A 17,406-nucleotide genomic window follows, 5' to 3' on the forward strand; every position below is an offset into this window, starting at 1 on the left:
ATACTGCCAAACCCAGCAAAGGCGGCTAGAGCCCTTTAGCTGGGCTCTACAGCACCCTTCTCACTGCCAGCCCTGGCTTCGTAATTAAGCCGGCGGTACTCGGTCGGCGTCATACCCACCATTTTCTTAAAAAAGGAGTTAAATGTAGCCTTGGTATTAAAGCCCGAGGACAACATTACCTCCATCACGGTGAGCCCCGCATTTTGCGACTCCCGCAACATCCGTTTTGCCTCACCTATACGGTAACGGTTTACAAACTCGAAGAAGTTGCACTGAAAATGACAATTAATCGTCTGTGAAAGCAACCTGCGTGATACCTGTAACTGCCCGGACAACTGCTCTAGGGTAAGGGCTGGAACCAAGTAAGGCTTTTCTTCCCGCATATAATTTTCAATTTGGGCTGCCAACTCCAGGTCAATCTCAGGCTCACCATTAGCATCCTGTTCCAGGTCAGAACCTACACCTTCCCCGGACTTCTCCACTTTATGCCCATCGCCCTCAAACATTGAGGAGTAACTGAGACTAAAGAAGATCATTGCACTAACCAAAACAAATACGGCGTAGTTACTAAACAGCCCCATCGCTCCAATATCCAACTGGAGCTGCCACTCCTGCGCCAACCCTACCGCCAGGTTAATCATCAGAGCCCAAATACGAACCAGCAAGAAGCCCCAGATCAACACCAGCAGCCAAGTCAGGTCAATTTTCTCAATACTGGAATGATTATCTCGAATCTGCCTGCGGCATCGACGCACCTCAAAAAGGCACAAAACACCGAAAAGTACCCTAAGCGATTCACGAGCCAATCCCAACAAGTGATCGAACATTGAGCCAGTAGTTAAATTCTCCCCACGCAGCATGGCTGTCTTGGTTTCGCTATCAAATTGCCAGTAGGAGAAATATTCAAACACAACTGCCAGAAAAAAAGGCAGCAGGTACCAAAGGTACCGCCTGGAAATCCTAAACCCCTCGCGAGTTAAGGAGCGGGTATACCAAAGCAACAGGGGACCTTCTAACCAGTAGGCTGCGCCAAATACAAAAAACAAGTTCGGGGAAGTCTCAATGGACCAACTGCGGAAACCCTCACCAAAATTAATCAGGATATCCAGGGGAATAGCGGCTTGTGAGAACAGAAATAGCGCCAACAAGGTGTTGCTGAAACGCCGCTCACGACGAATCACTAACAACAACAGTGCAAAAAGAGCGCACTGATAACTGGTCATTATCAAAACAATATCGTGGAAATTGAATAGTAAAGCGTCCATTGATACTCAAATAGCCCTTCTACCTAGGGAGCCTCTGAATAACGCCATAATGCCTCTGCGGGTCTTGAAGGCTGCAGATGTTAGGCGTAGCTCGCCGCGAATGGCCTAGTCCTTTGCAAGAGCTGCAACGCAGCAGCTGTGGCCTTCAAGGCCCGCCCTTCGGGGCTTGCAGAGCGATTCACACTCCGCGTTGCGACTTCTTGAAAGGTCTAGACATTCCTGCGAAGCCGCGCCTTGATTGTGAACCGCTCTGCATGCCAGAGGTATCACGGAGTTATTCAGAGGCTCCCTAGAAAGATATTACCACTAAACCACCATCGACCCGTCCAAATGAGGGGTAAAGCTTTAGGTAATACCTGAATTTGTACGTCCAGATTTGGGTATTACCACAAATCAAGACGACGAGCTTGAGCCCCGAAGACAAAATCTCCCTACCAGTATCGATTCACCAGAAAAGAACTAACTCTTCAAGCAACAAGGGGAGACCGGGATGATAAACCGTCGGAAATTTATTCAAGGACTGGCCACTGTGGGCGGGACCTCTCTGGCCCTAACCTGCACAGAGCAGCAAGCTCTTGCGGCAGCAGATAATTTTTTCAAATCGCGAAGAACTGACGCCTACCGGGCACGGCTTTTCTCTATTGAACAACTCACCACCCTGCACAAAATCTGCTCCTACCTGATACCCGCAACGGATACTCCCGGCGCAGCTGAAACAGAGTGCCATTTATTTGTCGATCACTATTTAACCGACTGTATAGAAGAGCAGACCCAGCTAAAAACCAAAAAGCTCTTACATGAGTTGGATGAGTGTGCCACCACCCGGTATGGACACCCCTTTATTCATCTTGCCCCAGAACAATCGGTTGCTCTACTCGAATCACTCGACACCGGAATAGCCCCCTTTAACCCAGACTTACAGCAAGATTTCAGGAATCTTAAATTCCTGGTGTGCCTTGGCTACTACACCAGCTTTACCGGAGCCACCCGTGAACTTGCTTACCAAGCAATTCCCGGTGGGTTCAAAGGTTCAGTTCCCTTGGATCAAACCGGGAAGGCCTGGGGTTCACTGCCACGTATTTAAAGGAAAGCACTATGCAAAATGATGAATTATTGATCCAAAAAGAAAGCCAAGTATTTGACGCAATCGTTATAGGGTCAGGTATTAGCGGTGGCTGGGCAGCAAAAGAACTAACCGAACGAGGGTTAAATACCCTGATGATAGATCGGGGCCGGATGGTAAAACACGGTCAGGACTACCCCACAGAAAACAAGGGACCTTGGGAATTCCCACTCCGTACTAAAATGAACCTGAAAGAGAAAAAAGAAATCTACCCGATACAAAGTCGTAGTATTTTTCTCAATGAAAGCACCAAGCATTTTTTCTGCAATGACAACGAACAACCCTACTCCACAGAGCCCGGTTCGGACTTTACCTGGATTCGCGGCAATCAAGTAGGGGGCAAAAGCCTTCTCTGGTTCCGGCAGTCATATAGATTTAGTAACCACGACTTTCTCGCAAACAAACGTGATGGCGTAGGAGTTGATTGGCCCATTCGCTACAAGGATATCGCTCCCTGGTACAGCAAAGTCGAACGCTTTGCCGGAATCAGTGGCAATACGGACAATATTGAGCAACTGCCAGACTCCGAATACCAACCACCATTTGAGATGTACCAGTGTGAACAAGACATCAAGTCCAGGTTTGAAAAGCAGTATCGTGATAAGCATCTCATTATTGGAAGAGCGGCTCACCTGACCAAGCCAAACCGGGAACAGGTAGCCCTAGGCCGATACAACTGCCAGGCTCGTAACCAGTGCCAACGAGGCTGCTCATTCGGCGGCTACTTTTCTACACAAAGCGCCACCATGCCAGCCGCAATGAGAACCGGCAAACTACAAATTGCCAGTAATAGCGTGGTACACAGACTTATTTATAATTCGAAAAAGAACCGAGTAGCTGGCGTAAGGGTAATCGACAGCGAAACCCTGCAACAACGAGAGTATTTTGGCCGAATCGTTTTCCTCTGCGCATCCACATTGGGCTCAACCCAAATACTCCTCAACTCAGCCAACAAGCATTTCCCCAAGGGGCTCGCCAACAGCTCTGGTGTACTGGGCCACTACCTTATGGACCACAATTACAATGCCTCAGCCCACGGCTTTATTGATGGTTATGAAGATGAGTACTTCTCCGGGTGGAGACCAACCGGCATCCTGATTCCCAATTTCCAATATCGCCCCGAACTTTACCGAAAGCACTACAAGCGCGGCTACCAGATTTCAGGAAGCGCCTATCGGCAGGACTGGCGGACAATGGCTGCTTCCGAGGGGATTGGAAAATCTTTCAAAGAAAAACTGCAACAACCTGGGCGCTGGGGATTTTGGATCGGTGCACAGGGAGAGATGTTACCGAGGCACGAAAACCAGGTCAGCCTCCACTCCACCAAAAAAGATAAGTGGGGAATCCCGCAACTACATATCAATTGCCAATGGTCTGAAAATGAGCGCCTAATGATGGAGGATGCCTGTGAGACCATGCAAGCTATGCTTAAGAATTTGGGGCTAAGTGAAGTTAGTGGACAAGTCACTAGTGATAAATACCCCCCTGGAAGTGCCATCCATGAGGTAGGCACAGCACGAATGGGTAGTGATAAAACCAACTCAGTTTTAAATGGGCACAACCAGTCGCACGATATACCCAACCTTTTTGTAACCGATGGCTCCTGCTTCGCCTCTTCAGCAGTTCAAAACCCCTCTCTAACTTTTATGGCATTAACTGCTCGAGCCGCAAACTATGCAGCCAGCGAACTTTCTGCGGGGAGATTATAAAAGTGATAAGCCTACGAAATTTATCTCGCAATCTGTTTACAGCTCTTTTCTTGACAACTTTACCTACCTTAAAATCAATCGCGATAGAAGTGAATATGACTACTGAGAAAATTGAACCCCAACTCGTGGTTCAACTATGGTCTGTTCGCCATGAGTTAAACCGGGACTTTTCAGGCACACTAAAAAGACTAAAAGCAGCAGGTTTTAATGCGATAGAACTGGCTGCGGAACTAGGTCTGTACAAAGAAAAATCAAAGGAACTCCGCTCTCTACTGGAGCAATTAAAGCTAAAATTGAGCGGTGCACACGTTTCTATTACCCAGCTGCTCCCGGAATCAATTGATGCAACGGCCACTTATTACCAGACCCTGGGTGCCGAATACCTAATTGTTGGCTGGGACCCGAGAAGCTGGGACCCTAACGGAGTAAACAAGTTAATATCGCAGCTTCGCAGTGCGCAATCCGTTCTTTCCAAGTACGGTTTGAAAATGGGATTTCATAATCACGATAAAGAATTTTCCACCTATCAAAACACAACTTTCTGGGACTATATATCCCAGTCTACTGATGACAATTTCATTTTGCAGTTAGACATCGGCTGGGTTTCTGCGGCAGGCAAAGATCCTATCAACTATCTAAAACGATATCCGGGGCGAACCTATACCACTCACTTTAAATCCTGGGTTCCTGATGAGAATATTAACAATAAAGCTAGGGAGCCTCTGAATAACTCCATGATGCCTCTGGCATGCAGAGCGGTTCACAATCAAGGCGCGGCTTCGCAGGAATGTCTAGACCTTTCAAGAAGTTGCAACGCGGAGTGTGAATCGCTCTGCGAGCCCCGAAGGGCGGGCCTTGAAGGCTACAGCTGCTGCGTTGCAGCTCTTGCAAAGGGCTACGGCCATTCGCGGCGAGCTGCGCCTAACATCTGCAGCCTTCAAGGCCCGCAGAGGCATTACGGAGTTATTCAGAGGCTCCCTATAATCGGCATGGATCTAATAGATTGGCCTTCAATTATTGAGGCCAGTATCGAAGTCGGCGGCAGCCAGTGGATTATTCTTGAGCAGGAGACTGCACCAAAGGGTATGGAAACAATAGAGGCACTTATAAAATCAAAAGCAAATCTTCAGCAATACCTTTCATCGTATATGTCCACTAGAAAGGATATAAAATCATGAAATACCTATTCCCCGCTCTATTGACATTGATACTTCAAGCCAGCAATTGCATAGCAATGACAGCCGCCCCAGAAACTTACAACTATTTAAAAATCCCCTATCCGCTGGCAAAGCAGCACACCATTCAAGAACCAAGCATCGCCCCGTCAAAAATCACCATCACCGCTACAAAAGGCAGCGATTTATTCACCAATGCCGACAGTTCTTATCAAATAGACAATGCCCCAAGGTTACTTTTTGCACCGAAAGCTGACTTTATTTTTTCCGCAAAAGTCTCTGTAGACCTTGAGAAAAGCTTTGATGGAGCCGCTTTAATTGTTTATGTAGACGAGGGAAACTGGGCAAAACTTCTACTTGAGAGGTTTAACTCTGGCAAAAATGGCATAGCGTCTACCGTCGCTTATAAAGGTGGTGACGATGCCTACCATATAGAAACCCAGAGGGAATACAGCCATCTAAAAATTGCAAGGAAAGGAACTACATACTTCTTTTATCACTCAGAGGATAGCAGACACTGGTCATACCTTCGATCATTTTCCCTGCAGACCTCCAAGTCCACCAGGATTGGTTTTCTCGCCCAATCACCTACAGGCCCCAAAGTACAAGCTTTGTTTTCTGATATTAACTTTGAGGAAAAAACAATTACAGACTATATGCAGGGAACCTAACGACCCGACTATCGTCTCGAAGAAAAAACTTCGAGAGAACATTAATAACAGCCTTCGAGATACATAGCTATGACAAGCGCAATTTCTGTCATAGCTATGCATCTCGAGCCACCCAGGAAATGCTTGTTATCAAGCAGTCCGCGCCAAGGGCCTGTTTATACCAAGAAGATACCCAGAAAGAAGCTGATAAAATTCTTCAGGCTTTTCCAGCATAGGACTGTGCCCACAATCATACACTTCACAATAATCCAAATTATCATTCTGGGAGGCCAGCGACCGCCAGGATTCAGCCGGTGTTATTTGATCGAAGTCTCCCCATATTAACTTGATCGGGTATCTCACTTTCTTCAAACTGCCATGAACATCATACTTCCTACTTATATTCAGCCATTTAACTACCGACTTAAACGTTTCGTTGGTGGAGAAAATAGTATTGATATCGGCGACGCCCTTTTCGTAGTCCGGTTTCGGCAGGCGGTTAATATCTCGGAAGACCCGCTCACAAAGTATATTTGCTGCTCCAGGTACCGATCCGCGTAAATCAGAAAGGGAAACTCCTGCCTCCAACTCCTCAAGCCCCGGGGCTCCACTGATAACCACCCCAGCTACCAGTTCAGGATATTTTGCGGCAAAATCTAACGTAATAAGCCCACTCATCGAGTTGCCGACCAAAATATTATTATCCATATCTCCATTTAACTGGAGACACTCTCTAATCATTTCGTGCGCCGAATCCAACTTACCCATAAAAACCTCAGGGATAGATGGCTCGATAACAGTTATTTTATGCCCCTGCTGCCGACAAGCGTCTGCAACCTGGTTCCAAATCCACCCACGCGCGAAAAGTCCTGGTAAAAAAACGATATGACAAGGTGCCATTAGTTCCTCCAATTCCATTTCAAGTTAATTTATCCGCACCATCCCCGGCACCACCATGACCGAGGACTTCAAAATGCATAAAAATCAAATAGGGAACCAACCCACCATAACCGCCATAATTCAATGGAAGGCCAGGTCTGAAAAGTAAACACTCGAAAAATAACCAGCAATAAGAATGCCAACTATCCAAGAGCCCTAATTTTGAGAGCGAAGTCATACTAACCAGAGAGGAATGGCAGCTTCATTTCAAATCAATTACCTTTCTGTTCCCGAGAAAATGGAACCTGCGCAAAGCCTACCCCACTCCAAAATTTAAATAAGATTAGAAAATAAAATTTATTGAATTATTTATTCGCCTGCACGTTTGCAGTGCCTGACAACTCAATACAGCACCAATAGCGGCAATAATTTTGTGACAAGTAATACTATGAAGGCGTGAAATAACAAAAATCAGGAGAGGTAGATTTATCGTGGGATAACACTATCCAATACACTAAGGAAGGAAATAATACACTGCGCTCGGGACCCTATGAGGCACGGATGCCGATTAGGAGCTTACAGGGATGTATTCACAGCGTGTCTCAAGTGAAGTGTATTCTTTCCTTCCACCCCAGTAGTAAATCTATGGGATAAAAGAAATAGTAATATCTGGAAAGAAGAGATTGGCGGGCAAAGAAGTGCCAACGGGATAGAACATCACACTGGCACCGTTCCTGTGAGAACAAATTGTTTTAGCCGCTAACCGGAACCAAAAAACAGGCTCCGGTTAGAACTGAGGGTAATTAGCCCTTTAAGTGTGTTGTAACTTAACCGTCACAACGAATATCAGCAGATACTCCAGCTTCCGGGGTCAACTTAACGTTGGCAACCGCAATAGCCATCGGAGCTTCACTCTCCAGACCAAAGGCACTAAAGACCTTGCCGAAATCCGCACCGGCTTTTACAAAACACTGCAGATCTACAGAAACCCGGGTCCAGCTTTTCTGTTCCATGGATTTCAGCGCAGACTCCAACGGTACCTTGGCAGAACAGCCATCACCACAGTTCATGGTAGCCACCACCGGCTTTTCAATTGGCTGATCGACACGGATATTCAGTGTCAGCGCAGATTTCTCTTCCAGGTAGACATTCAGGTCCTGCATATATTCAGCAGACAACTGAACTGCGCCAGGACGCAGGCCTTTCCAGGTAATCAGTCGAGCATCTTCCTGGGAAGACATATCGATGGAGCTGACAGTGATGTTTTTATCGTCTCCACTAACCGCGAAGTTACCGTGTACAGGTACAACCTCTGCCCCAGCTTCAGCAATATTCAACACCCAGGGAGCTTGCGGGCGGGATACCAACAGCCAGGCTTCTTCCAAACCGCCACCGGCACTGGATTCACTGGTCTCCGGCAATTCGTTACTCACCAGGGATTCCTGTTCAGCAGCCAGGCCATAGCCCAACTCAAACAGTGGCTCGTAATTGTCGTGGTATGGATTCAGGACATTCTGATAGCTGTGCATTGGCCAGCTAAATGGCAGCTTGCCGGTAAAGTCGTAACGGGCTTCCCCATCGGCGCCTTTAATCAGCACATCCGCAACACCAGCACCTTCAGAGCCAGGCAGCCAGGCGGCAACAAAGGCATCGGATGCATTCAATTCACTGTTAATCCAGAGAGGACGGCCTGAAAGGAACACACTGACTACCTGAACACCCTGCTCACGTAGTTTTTTCAGCAGCGCCAAATCCTTCTTGTTACCGCGCTGGTATTCCAGGTTGGTAATATCTCCGTGCCACTCTGCATAGGGCTCTTCGCCAAATACAACAACAGCAACCTTGGGTGCCTTACCATTGGCAAAAGTGGCATCTGAGAAGCTGCCATCAGCACTCAATACCGCTTCACCGCCAGCGGCTTTAACCGCCGATGAAATACCTTCAAAAATTGAAGTGGCACCGGGGAAGTCTGCGCGCGTGTTGCCGGTACCCTGCCAGGAAATCGTCCAACCACCACTCTGCTTGGACAGGTTATCCGCACCATCGCCGGCAACCAGAATATTCTGGTCAGCAGCCAATGGCAGCAGCTGGTCGTTATTTTTCAGCAACACCAGGGATTTGCGTACCGCTTCACGAGCGATTGCGCGGTGCTCCGGGTTGCCCAGGATGCCGTCTTTGCCTGCCAGCGGCATATTGCGGTCAAACAGACCTGCACGGATCTTCACTCGCAGGATGCGGCGAACAGCATCATCGATACGCTCTGCACCGATTTCACCGCTTTTGGCCTGGGCCAGGGTGTTGTTGTACAGGGCTTTCCAGTCCGCCGGCACCATAAACATATCCAGGCCGGCATTAATCGCCGCTGCACAGCTCTCTACAGTGCAACCGGGCACGAAACCGTGGCCATTCCAGTCGCCCACCACAAATCCATCAAAACCGAGGCGCTCTTTCAAAACAGTGGTCAGAAGGTATTTGTGGCCGTGGAGTTTTTCACCGTTCCAGCTATTGAATGAAGCCATCACGGTCTGTACGCCAGCCGGCAGAGACGTCAGGTAACCCGCCGCATGGACCTCTGCCAGTTCTTTTTCCGGAACCGCATTATCACCTCGGTCAATTCCTCGATTCGTACCACCGTCACCGACAAAGTGCTTGGCAGTGGCAACCAGGTTTTCGCCGCGCAGGAATTCAGCGCTGGATTTTTCGCCCTGGAGCCCCTTCACCATTGCCTTGGCATAATCCGCAACAATCTTGGGATCTTCGGAATAGCTCTCGTAAGTTCTGCCCCAGCGGTCATCGCGGACTACCGCGACGGTGGGAGCGAAAGTCCAATCGATACCGGTCACTGCCACTTCGCGGGCGGTGGCGCTGCCGATACGCTCAATCAGCTCTGGATCCTGGGCGGCACCCAGACCAATATTGTGCGGGAACAGGGTCGCACCGATCACATTGTTGTGGCCGTGAACCGCATCGGAACCCCAGATCAGGGGAATCGCAACACCGCCATCGGAAGTGTCCATAGAAGCCTTAAAGAAGGCGTCAGAAAGGGCCAACCAGTCTTGCGGCGTGGCAAACTTATCGTTGTTCGGGAAGGCGCCACCACCATTCAATACGGAACCCAGGTGATAGGTCTTCACATCTTCAGGAGTAACGCTGCGGATTTCCGCCTGGATCATCTGACCCACTTTCTCTTCCTGAGACATGCGGGACATGATTTCAGTGATTTGGGCTTCCAGCTTTTCATCGCGTGGTAAGGCTGGCTTGAGTTCAGGCCAGTTGTCGATGCCCTCGGCGGCACTGGTGCCAGTATCGGCCTGCGCTTTATCGGCTTTTGGCTCAGTTTGTTGGCTCTCGGAATGACACCCGGCGAGCACAGAAGCACAGAGCACAAAGCCCAGCGAAAATCGCTTACTAAAATTCACGAATAACTCCCAAAATTATTCCACGCTTGTTAACTGGCTCTACGAGTTGCGCTCAGACAAACTTCAGAGGAAATATCTCCAAAGCCCTACACCCAGCGCGACCTACTATCGCCATATTTATTATGCCGCACATCACCTGCCCCGGCAGTTGTGCACGGTCTGCCTCCACCGAGCTGAAATATTAGAGATAACTCCAGATCCAGCTCTCGTCGGAATCAAGTTCTGCTAATGCCGTATTCACCGATCGGCCATAAAACTGAGTCATGGCTACCCAGTGGGCACAGTTCGCAATGACAACAAATTGCAGTACTTGTCTCTACAGGCCAATAGAAATCCGATGGGCTGGTCCAAATTGCAGACAAGGCGGAAAGGATAAATGAAGGTTCTACTCCACTGCGCTACCGCGCAGGGTTCGTGAAAAAGCGCCGTAATAAACGATATAGCAGTAACACACCAGAGGCACCAAAAATGAATACTGTATACCGGCGCTATCAGCCAGCATTCCCTGGAAAAGAGGAATAATTGCACCACCTACAATTGCCATGCATAAGATACCGCTACCCTGGCTGGTATGTTTACCCAGCCCGCGCAAGGCCAGGCTGAATATAGTCGGGAACATAATCGAGTTACACAGACCCACCGCAACTATGGACCAGACCGCGATCGGGCCAGACGTCATCATCGCGATTGCAATAAGTACCACCGAACCCAGGCCACAAACCGCCAGGGTTTTTCCAGCAGAGACAAAGCGCAGCAAAAAGGCCCCGGCAAAGCGCCCAATCATCGCTCCGCCCCAGTAATAAGAGACATACTTTGACGCTTCAAAAGGAGCCATCTTTGCCACTGATGGTTCACCAAAGAAACTCACCAGAAAGCTGCCAATAGCCACCTCCGCACCCACATAGGCAAAAATACCTACAGCCCCCAAGGTCAAGCGGGGGAAACGCCACAGAGAAAACACATCGTGACCATCCGCTCCTCCACCCTGTTGGTGCTCGGGAATAGCCGGCAACCTGATCCAGGAAAAGAAAGCGACCATCACCAGTAGAAGCACTGCCAACCAGAAATAAGGGGTCTCCACCAAAGCCGCTTCGCGGGCCCTGAACTCAATAATACTCGCCGCTGTATCCGGGTCAGCGGTAATAGTAAGTCCCGCAAAGAAAACTGCGCCGCCAATCACCGGTGCCAAGGTAGTTCCCAGGGAGTTAAAAGCCTGGGTAAGATTCAGTCGACTGGGCGCCGTGCGAGCACTGCCCAGCGCGATAACATAGGGGTTTGCGGAAACCTGCAGCAGGGTAATCCCGGAGGCCAGAACAAACAGCCCCAGCAAAAACACTTCGTAGATTTGTAAGCGGGCAGCGGGAATAAAGACCAGGCAGCCCGCACAAGCCACCAAAAGCCCGAGCACCAGCCCAAGCTGATAACCAACCCGCCTCAACAACATGCCTGCCGGCACGGATACCAGGAAATAGGCAGCAAAAAAGTAAAACTGCACCAAGACAGCTTTGGTGTAACTCAACTCAAAAACATTTTTTAAGTGCGGCACCAGCACATCGTTCAGGCCGGTAATAAATCCCCAAATCAGAAATAGGGACGTAAGTGCAATTAAATTGATATAACGCGGGGCAACGCCGGCCGCTACTCCGGCACGGGCATCAGTGTCATATTTAGCCATCTCGCTCGAGGAGAACCCCGATTCGGGCAACATCTGGCTCATCGGAAACCGATCCCCAAATCTAAACTATTTCTTTCTAGCGGTTGGTCCATTCACCCGGAATTTTTTCCGCCACCACATGATTTTGCGCAAAAGTTAGTATCACCTTTGCGACCGTGGATTCATTCAAGCCGTTAAAGGCCCTGCACATTTTTACCACAATTATTGGCAACTACCTATCTACTCAACCAAATTTCAAATTACCGTTTTTGACCAGATAGACAATCTAATAGTGTCGAGCTGGATAAACAGAAGTACCACTGAACTTTAGTCTCAAAGAAGTCCGGGCTGATTAACTCGCATATAAAAATAGAGAGGAGTTGTCTTCTGAATCGAGATTGCCGAAAATTACTCGACTATTCACCCCAAAATCAGATAAAAAGGACTTTCTCGGGGACAAGCCGGAAGCGTGGCGCTATCCCCTCTGGCGGGTCACGTTTCTGCAAGGTAATATTCTGCGGATAATAATGAACGCGACGATGAGCGTCTATCCCGTCCTTTTCACAATACTAAATATGCGGGAAATCATGCAGTACTCGACCCGTCTAGATACGAGACCGAACACTGAAATTCAGTCGACCCGCTGGTTTTGGAAACTGCAGCTGGTCAGCTGGGTTGGCATACTGCTGGTCACTTTTCTTTCACTGACCCTGTGGCACTCCCCTACAGAGTGGCCTCACTTCGAGCCTGTCAATACAGTATTCCAGTGCGCTATTGCATTTTTATTATCCCTGTTTCTAAAACCGATTTTTGATGTCGCCTGGGAATCAGAGCTCGCCTTCCGCACCGTGATCTACCTTCTGGCTGTCGCTGTTATTTCGGGAATATGGACCCTGGTTCGAATGGAGGCCTATATACGCCTCAGTGGTGAACACTCAATCTGGTCTGAGTTCGGCGGCTGGTATTACGCTTCTTTATTTGTATTTTTATTCTGGAGCGCCCTGTACTGCGGGGTAAAATATCACTTCCTACTCAATGAAGAGCACAAGAAAATGCTGGAGGTTGCAGCAGTACATGAACGGGAGCAGCTCCGCAGACTTCAAGCAGAGGCCATTGCCAATGAAGCGCAACTAAAAATGTTGCGCTACCAGCTTAACCCCCACTTTCTCTTCAATACGCTCAACTCCATTAACGCCCTAATTCGATTCCAGCAAGCTGATGAAGCGCGGGAAATGGTTGTGCGTCTCAGTGATTTTTTAAGGCTCTCCCTAAAAGAAGACCCGATGCAGAAAGTTGAGCTTGAACGAGAGATCGAGGCGGTATTGCTTTATTTGGAGATTGAAAAAACCCGCTTTGCCGACAGGTTGTCCGTAGACCTGTCGATCGATGAAACCGTGCGCCGCGCACAAGTGCCCAGCATGTTGCTGCAACCACTGGTGGAAAACTCGGTAAAATATGCCATAGCCCCCAATGAAATGGGGGGCACTATCGGTATCCACGCACACAATACTGATGATCGCCTAGTGCTGGAAGTCTACGATACCGGTTGCCCAGATCACTTTGCCAGCGAATGTGACCCGGAATCCTCCTCAACGGGAGTGGGCCTCAAAAACGTACGCGAACGGCTATCGACGCTCTACCCGCAAGATTTCAAAATAGAACAAAACAAGACTCCTGATGGCGGTATGCAAGTACTCATCAATATTCCACTGGAAATTTCCAACCAATCAACCCACCTGACACAGGGAGAAGTTCAATGAGCAAGCTCAGCGTCGTACTGGTGGACGACGAGCCCCTGGCTTTAAGACTACTGAAAAGTATGCTCGAAGAACGCAAGGACCTGGATATTCTCGCCTGTTGTCGCAATGGCCGGGAAGCTGTCCAAGCAGTTTCAGAGCACAACCCAGACCTACTCATTCTCGATGTGCAGATGCCAGGAATGAACGGTTTTGATGTGGTGCGCAACCTGCAGGCTGACACCATGCCCTTGGTCATCTTTGCCACAGCCTACGACCAATACGCCCTTAAGGCTTTTGAAGTCCATGCGGTTGACTATGTGCTCAAGCCACTGGACCCGCGCCGACTGGAAACAGCCCTCGATCGGGCCCGCCAGCGCCAGGCACAGATGATATCCAAAGGAGAGGATGGCCATCAGGAAGAGAAAAATCGCCTGATGCGATCTTTCGAAAGCAGTGCCGGCAAAGCATCAAGCGGAGAGAACGCCGCTACTTCAACCCAGCGTCTCGCCATTAAAGACCGGGGCAGTATCACCATGGTTAGCCAACCGGATATCGAGTGGATCGATGCGGCGGGTGACTATATGTGTGTGCATGCCAAAGGGGAAACCCATGTAATGCGCAGCACTATTAAAGACCTGCAAAAACAACTCTGCCCGGACACTTTTAAACGCATTCACAGATCCACACTGGTCAATCTAAATTTTATCGTGCACATCAAGGTTCTGACCAAAGGCGAGTACTTTCTCACCCTGAGCAGCGGTGCAAAACTGAAAGTAAGTCGCAACTATCGCTTACCGATTAAAGAATTTCTCGATTCCAACAAACAGTCTGATCTAACTGCCCCCCAAGCTTCCTAACCCCCAACCTCTCTAAAACTGGCAGGGATCGCCGGTACCCCCTCCCCCCACAATCAAATACATTTCAAATTGGCCATTTATTCCGGACACAAAAAAGCCGGCATAAAAATGCCGGCAAACGAGCTCAGAAGAGAAGAAAAGAAAACTTAAGCGCGTTTATCTGTACGGTGTCCTGAGAGACCGTAGTAGAGAATATAGAGGTAACAGAAGATCGGCAGAACGAACGCCAATTGGATACCAATTTGGTCAGCCAGAAGCCCCTGTAACAACGGCACAATAGCACCGCCTACAATGGCCAGGCATAAGATTCCGGAGCCCTGACTGGTCGATGGGCCCAGCTTGGCCAGCGCCAAACTAAAGATAGTCGGGAACATAATAGAGTTGCACAGACCCACAGCCAGTACCGCCCACATCGCCAGATAGCCGCTACCCGTAACAGTAATTAACAACAATACACAGGAGCCGATAGAGCAGATTGCGAGCACTTTGCCAGCAGAGATAAAGCGCATAATTAAAGCGCCGGCAAAGCGACCAACCATAGCGCCACCCCAATACAGGGAGATATAGAAGGCGGCTTCAGACTCTTCCAAACCGGCGATGGAATCCTCAGCGATAAAGTTCACCAGGAAGCTGCCGATAGAGACTTCAGCACCCACGTAGACAAAAATAGCGATCGCACCCAACACCAAGTGACGGTAGCTCCAGGCGGAAGCGGCTTCAGTATTGGAAACAGACTCAGAAGTTGCACTACTGACAATCGCCGGCAAATTCAAAAATGCGAAGACGATAGCCAGGATCGCCAGCGCGGAGGCCAGAATCAGGTAAGGCACTTCAATAACAGCAGCGCTGGCAGCACCCGCTGCAACACCGGCAGCGGGTAAAATCAGCAGTGCACCAAATTGAGGGGCGATAGTGGTGCCCAGAGAGTTAAAGCCTTGGGTCAGGGTCAGGCGGCTGGGCGCCGTGCGCTCATCGCCCAGTGCTGTTACATAAGGATTGGCGGAAACCTGTAAAATAGTAATACCGGAAGCCAGAATAAACAGTGCACCGAGGAACAGTGCATAGACTTCCATTCTTTCAGCGGGGATAAACAGCAAACAGCCAACCACTGAAATACTTAAGCCGGTCACAATCCCTTTCTGATAACCAATTTTACTGACCAGGGCACCGGCAGGCAGGGAAACGAGGAAATAAGCACCAAAAAAGCAGAACTGCACCAGCATTGCCTGGGCATAGTTCAGCTCGAAAATTCCTTTCAAGTAGGGAATCAAAATATCATTCAGGCAGGTGATAAAGCCCCACATAAAAAATAGTGAGGTCAGCGCCACCAGGGCAAACCTGTGCCCCGACTGGTCACCCGTCGGTATCTGCGCAGCATCCGTTGCTGTATTACTCTGCATTATTGCCATAATTATTAATCCTGAGACTTCAGCTCACAGGCCTCTCCGGTCGATATTTTTATCCGGGCAAACCTGTGCCTATTGCACCAATCTTTATTGTTGGTACTTTCTATCATGGAGGTAGCGCCGCCTCAGAGGGCTTTTCGATAAGGGGGTTCAAAATGGGGGCAGCGTGGACATTCAGCGGCCGCCAAGCTCCAGACTGTCTGCTATCGGGTCAGGTAAACCGCTTTCTCAACGGCCTCCCTCGAAAGAGTAGATCAACCTGTTTGAGTACTTTATTTCCCTCTAAGACTTCCTGGGAGTCCAATAACCTAGCTGTATTGACGAGACTGACCACAAGGCAGCTCTGTAAATAGTGGTTTTTTCAGGCAGAGGGACAGCGAAAGGGAAAACTCAATCGCGCGGAAAATGACACACAAGCGCAAGTATCTATGAGTAGGGAAAGAAGGGACTAGGAAGGAAACACCAACCGCGCACACGGCAATAAATTTATACACTTGGCGCGGCAGGGAAAGGGTCTAGGGAGCCTCTGAACAACTCCCTAGAGTAAAAAAGCAGCTTAGGAAACGATATTGCCGTAGCTCATCAGGCGCTGATAGCGCTTCTCCAGCAGCTCATCAATGGGGATGCTGCTCAGCTGGTCCAGCTGCTCGCTGAGACGGTCTTTGAGGTTATTGGCCATTGCATCCGGGTCACGGTGAGCGCCACCGAGAGGTTCGGGGATAGTTTCATCCACAATACCCAGCTCTTCCAACACGCTGGAAGTCACCCCCATCGCCTCAGCGGCCAAAGGCGCTTTCTCGACCGTTTTCCAGATAATGTTGGCGCAACCCTCAGGGGAAATCACAAAGTAGGTGGAGTATTGCAGCATGTTCAGCTGGTCCCCCACACCGATCGCCAGTGCACCACCGGATGAACCTTCACCAATCACGGTACAAATAATCGGCGTGCGCAGGCGGGACATCACTGCCAGGTTCTGGGCGATGGCTTCACTGATACCGCGCTCTTCACTGTCGATACCCGGATAGGCTCCCGGGGTGTCGATCAGGGTCAGCACCGGCATTTTAAAGCGCTCGGCCATTTCCATAACACGCAGGGCTTTGCGGTAACCCTCCGGCTTCGGCATACCAAAGTTGCGTGCAACCTTCTCGTTTACAGAGCGGCCTTTCTCTTCACCAATCACCGCTACCGGCTTGCCATTTAAGCGCGCGATACCGGCGATAATCGCCTTGTCATCACCAAAGTGACGGTCGCCGTGCAGCTCATCCCAATCGGTAAATAAACGCTCGATATAGTCCTTTGAATAGGGACGTTGCGGATGGCGGGCTACCTGTACGACCTGCCACGGGCTCAGGTCGGAGTAGATGGACTCGGTCAAAGTTCTACTCTTCTCCCGCAACCGGGTAACTTCATCGGCGATATTCAGCTCGTTGTCATCACCCACAAGCTGCAGCTCTTTTATCTTGCCTTCCAGCTCTGCAATGGGCTGCTCAAACTCGAGAAAATTAAAATTCATGAAATCTGCGCCTTTAA

Annotated in this window: 12 protein-coding genes; 6 read left to right on the forward strand and 6 right to left on the reverse strand. The window is 49.4% G+C overall.

Annotation, left to right across the window (positions count from 1 at the left end; all coding sequences use genetic code 11):
* Positions 1–35: 35 nt before the first annotated feature.
* Positions 36–1,265 (reverse strand): helix-turn-helix domain-containing protein, encoded by a 1,230-nt coding sequence (locus ACJJI6_RS10455; RefSeq protein ID WP_475713331.1) that lies wholly within the window; start codon positions 1,263–1,265, stop codon positions 36–38.
* Positions 1,266–1,755: 490 nt separating this feature from the next.
* Here ACJJI6_RS10455 and ACJJI6_RS10460 point away from each other — a divergent pair, with 490 nt between their 5' ends.
* The 4 genes from ACJJI6_RS10460 to ACJJI6_RS10475 all read left to right on the forward strand — a co-directional run bounded on the left by ACJJI6_RS10460 (position 1,756) and on the right by ACJJI6_RS10475 (position 5,943).
* A complete protein-coding gene (locus tag ACJJI6_RS10460) occupies positions 1,756–2,349 on the forward strand; it encodes a gluconate 2-dehydrogenase subunit 3 family protein (protein WP_444916486.1) in 594 nt (197 codons plus the stop codon).
* A gap of 11 nt (positions 2,350–2,360) precedes the next feature.
* Positions 2,361–4,097 (forward strand): GMC oxidoreductase, encoded by a 1,737-nt coding sequence (locus ACJJI6_RS10465; RefSeq protein ID WP_475713332.1) that lies wholly within the window; start codon positions 2,361–2,363, stop codon positions 4,095–4,097.
* Between the two features lie 95 nt (positions 4,098–4,192).
* The gene (locus ACJJI6_RS10470) at positions 4,193–5,275 is read left to right on the forward strand and encodes a sugar phosphate isomerase/epimerase family protein (RefSeq protein WP_475713333.1); all 1,083 of its coding nucleotides are present in this window, start codon (positions 4,193–4,195) and stop codon (positions 5,273–5,275) included.
* Entirely contained in the window at positions 5,272–5,943 is a 672-nt protein-coding gene (locus ACJJI6_RS10475; protein ID WP_475707407.1) for a DUF1349 domain-containing protein, read from the forward strand. Before ACJJI6_RS10470 ends, ACJJI6_RS10475 begins: the two co-directional genes overlap by 4 nt.
* 129 nt (positions 5,944–6,072) lie before the next feature.
* Here ACJJI6_RS10475 and ACJJI6_RS10480 read toward each other — a convergent pair whose 3' ends face one another.
* The 3 genes from ACJJI6_RS10480 to ACJJI6_RS10490 form a co-directional block, all read right to left on the reverse strand.
* Positions 6,073–6,840 (reverse strand): alpha/beta fold hydrolase, encoded by a 768-nt coding sequence (locus ACJJI6_RS10480; protein ID WP_475713334.1) that lies wholly within the window; start codon positions 6,838–6,840, stop codon positions 6,073–6,075.
* A gap of 788 nt (positions 6,841–7,628) precedes the next feature.
* Positions 7,629–10,220, reverse strand: coding sequence for a glycoside hydrolase family 3 protein (locus tag ACJJI6_RS10485; RefSeq protein ID WP_475713335.1), 2,592 nt, complete (start codon positions 10,218–10,220; stop codon positions 7,629–7,631).
* A 385-nt stretch (positions 10,221–10,605) separates the two neighbouring features.
* Positions 10,606–11,937 (reverse strand): sugar MFS transporter, encoded by a 1,332-nt coding sequence (locus ACJJI6_RS10490; protein WP_413664879.1) that lies wholly within the window; start codon positions 11,935–11,937, stop codon positions 10,606–10,608.
* A 524-nt stretch (positions 11,938–12,461) separates the two neighbouring features.
* Between ACJJI6_RS10490 and ACJJI6_RS10495 the strand changes: the two genes are divergently transcribed.
* Together ACJJI6_RS10495 and ACJJI6_RS10500 are read left to right on the forward strand one after the other, a co-directional pair.
* Positions 12,462–13,634, forward strand: a complete 1,173-nt coding sequence (locus ACJJI6_RS10495) for a sensor histidine kinase (protein ID WP_413664878.1) — start codon at positions 12,462–12,464, stop codon at positions 13,632–13,634.
* Positions 13,631–14,470, forward strand: a complete 840-nt coding sequence (locus tag ACJJI6_RS10500) for a LytR/AlgR family response regulator transcription factor (protein WP_413664877.1) — start codon at positions 13,631–13,633, stop codon at positions 14,468–14,470. The genes ACJJI6_RS10495 and ACJJI6_RS10500 overlap by 4 nt, the downstream gene beginning before the upstream one ends.
* A gap of 146 nt (positions 14,471–14,616) precedes the next feature.
* On the opposite strand, the gene ACJJI6_RS10505 is transcribed toward ACJJI6_RS10500, so the two are convergent.
* Both ACJJI6_RS10505 and ACJJI6_RS10510 read right to left on the reverse strand, forming a co-directional pair.
* A complete protein-coding gene (locus ACJJI6_RS10505; RefSeq protein WP_413664876.1) occupies positions 14,617–15,879 on the reverse strand; it encodes a sugar MFS transporter in 1,263 nt (420 codons plus the stop codon).
* A gap of 553 nt (positions 15,880–16,432) precedes the next feature.
* On the reverse strand, positions 16,433–17,389 hold the full coding sequence (locus tag ACJJI6_RS10510) for an acetyl-CoA carboxylase carboxyltransferase subunit alpha (protein ID WP_282931792.1): 957 nt from the start codon (positions 17,387–17,389) through the stop codon (positions 16,433–16,435).
* Between the last annotated feature and the right edge of the window lie 17 nt (positions 17,390–17,406).

The organism is Microbulbifer maximicatervae (SeqCode) (genome assembly GCF_056232625.1).

Excerpts from the sequence above, each read along its gene's own strand:
- ACJJI6_RS10455 (WP_475713331.1), bottom strand. The coding sequence starts at position 1,265 with ATGGACGCTTTACTATTCAATTTCCACGATATTGTTTTGATAATGACC.
- ACJJI6_RS10460 (WP_444916486.1), top strand. The coding sequence starts at position 1,756 with ATGATAAACCGTCGGAAATTTATTCAAGGACTGGCCACTGTGGGCGGG.
- ACJJI6_RS10465 (WP_475713332.1), top strand. The coding sequence starts at position 2,361 with ATGCAAAATGATGAATTATTGATCCAAAAAGAAAGCCAAGTATTTGAC.
- ACJJI6_RS10470 (WP_475713333.1), top strand. The coding sequence starts at position 4,193 with ATGACTACTGAGAAAATTGAACCCCAACTCGTGGTTCAACTATGGTCT.
- ACJJI6_RS10475 (WP_475707407.1), top strand. The coding sequence starts at position 5,272 with ATGAAATACCTATTCCCCGCTCTATTGACATTGATACTTCAAGCCAGC.
- ACJJI6_RS10480 (WP_475713334.1), bottom strand. The coding sequence starts at position 6,840 with ATGGAATTGGAGGAACTAATGGCACCTTGTCATATCGTTTTTTTACCA.
- ACJJI6_RS10490 (WP_413664879.1), bottom strand. The coding sequence starts at position 11,937 with ATGAGCCAGATGTTGCCCGAATCGGGGTTCTCCTCGAGCGAGATGGCT.
- ACJJI6_RS10495 (WP_413664878.1), top strand. The coding sequence starts at position 12,462 with ATGCAGTACTCGACCCGTCTAGATACGAGACCGAACACTGAAATTCAG.
- ACJJI6_RS10500 (WP_413664877.1), top strand. The coding sequence starts at position 13,631 with ATGAGCAAGCTCAGCGTCGTACTGGTGGACGACGAGCCCCTGGCTTTA.
- ACJJI6_RS10505 (WP_413664876.1), bottom strand. The coding sequence starts at position 15,879 with ATGGCAATAATGCAGAGTAATACAGCAACGGATGCTGCGCAGATACCG.
- ACJJI6_RS10510 (WP_282931792.1), bottom strand. The coding sequence starts at position 17,389 with ATGAATTTTAATTTTCTCGAGTTTGAGCAGCCCATTGCAGAGCTGGAA.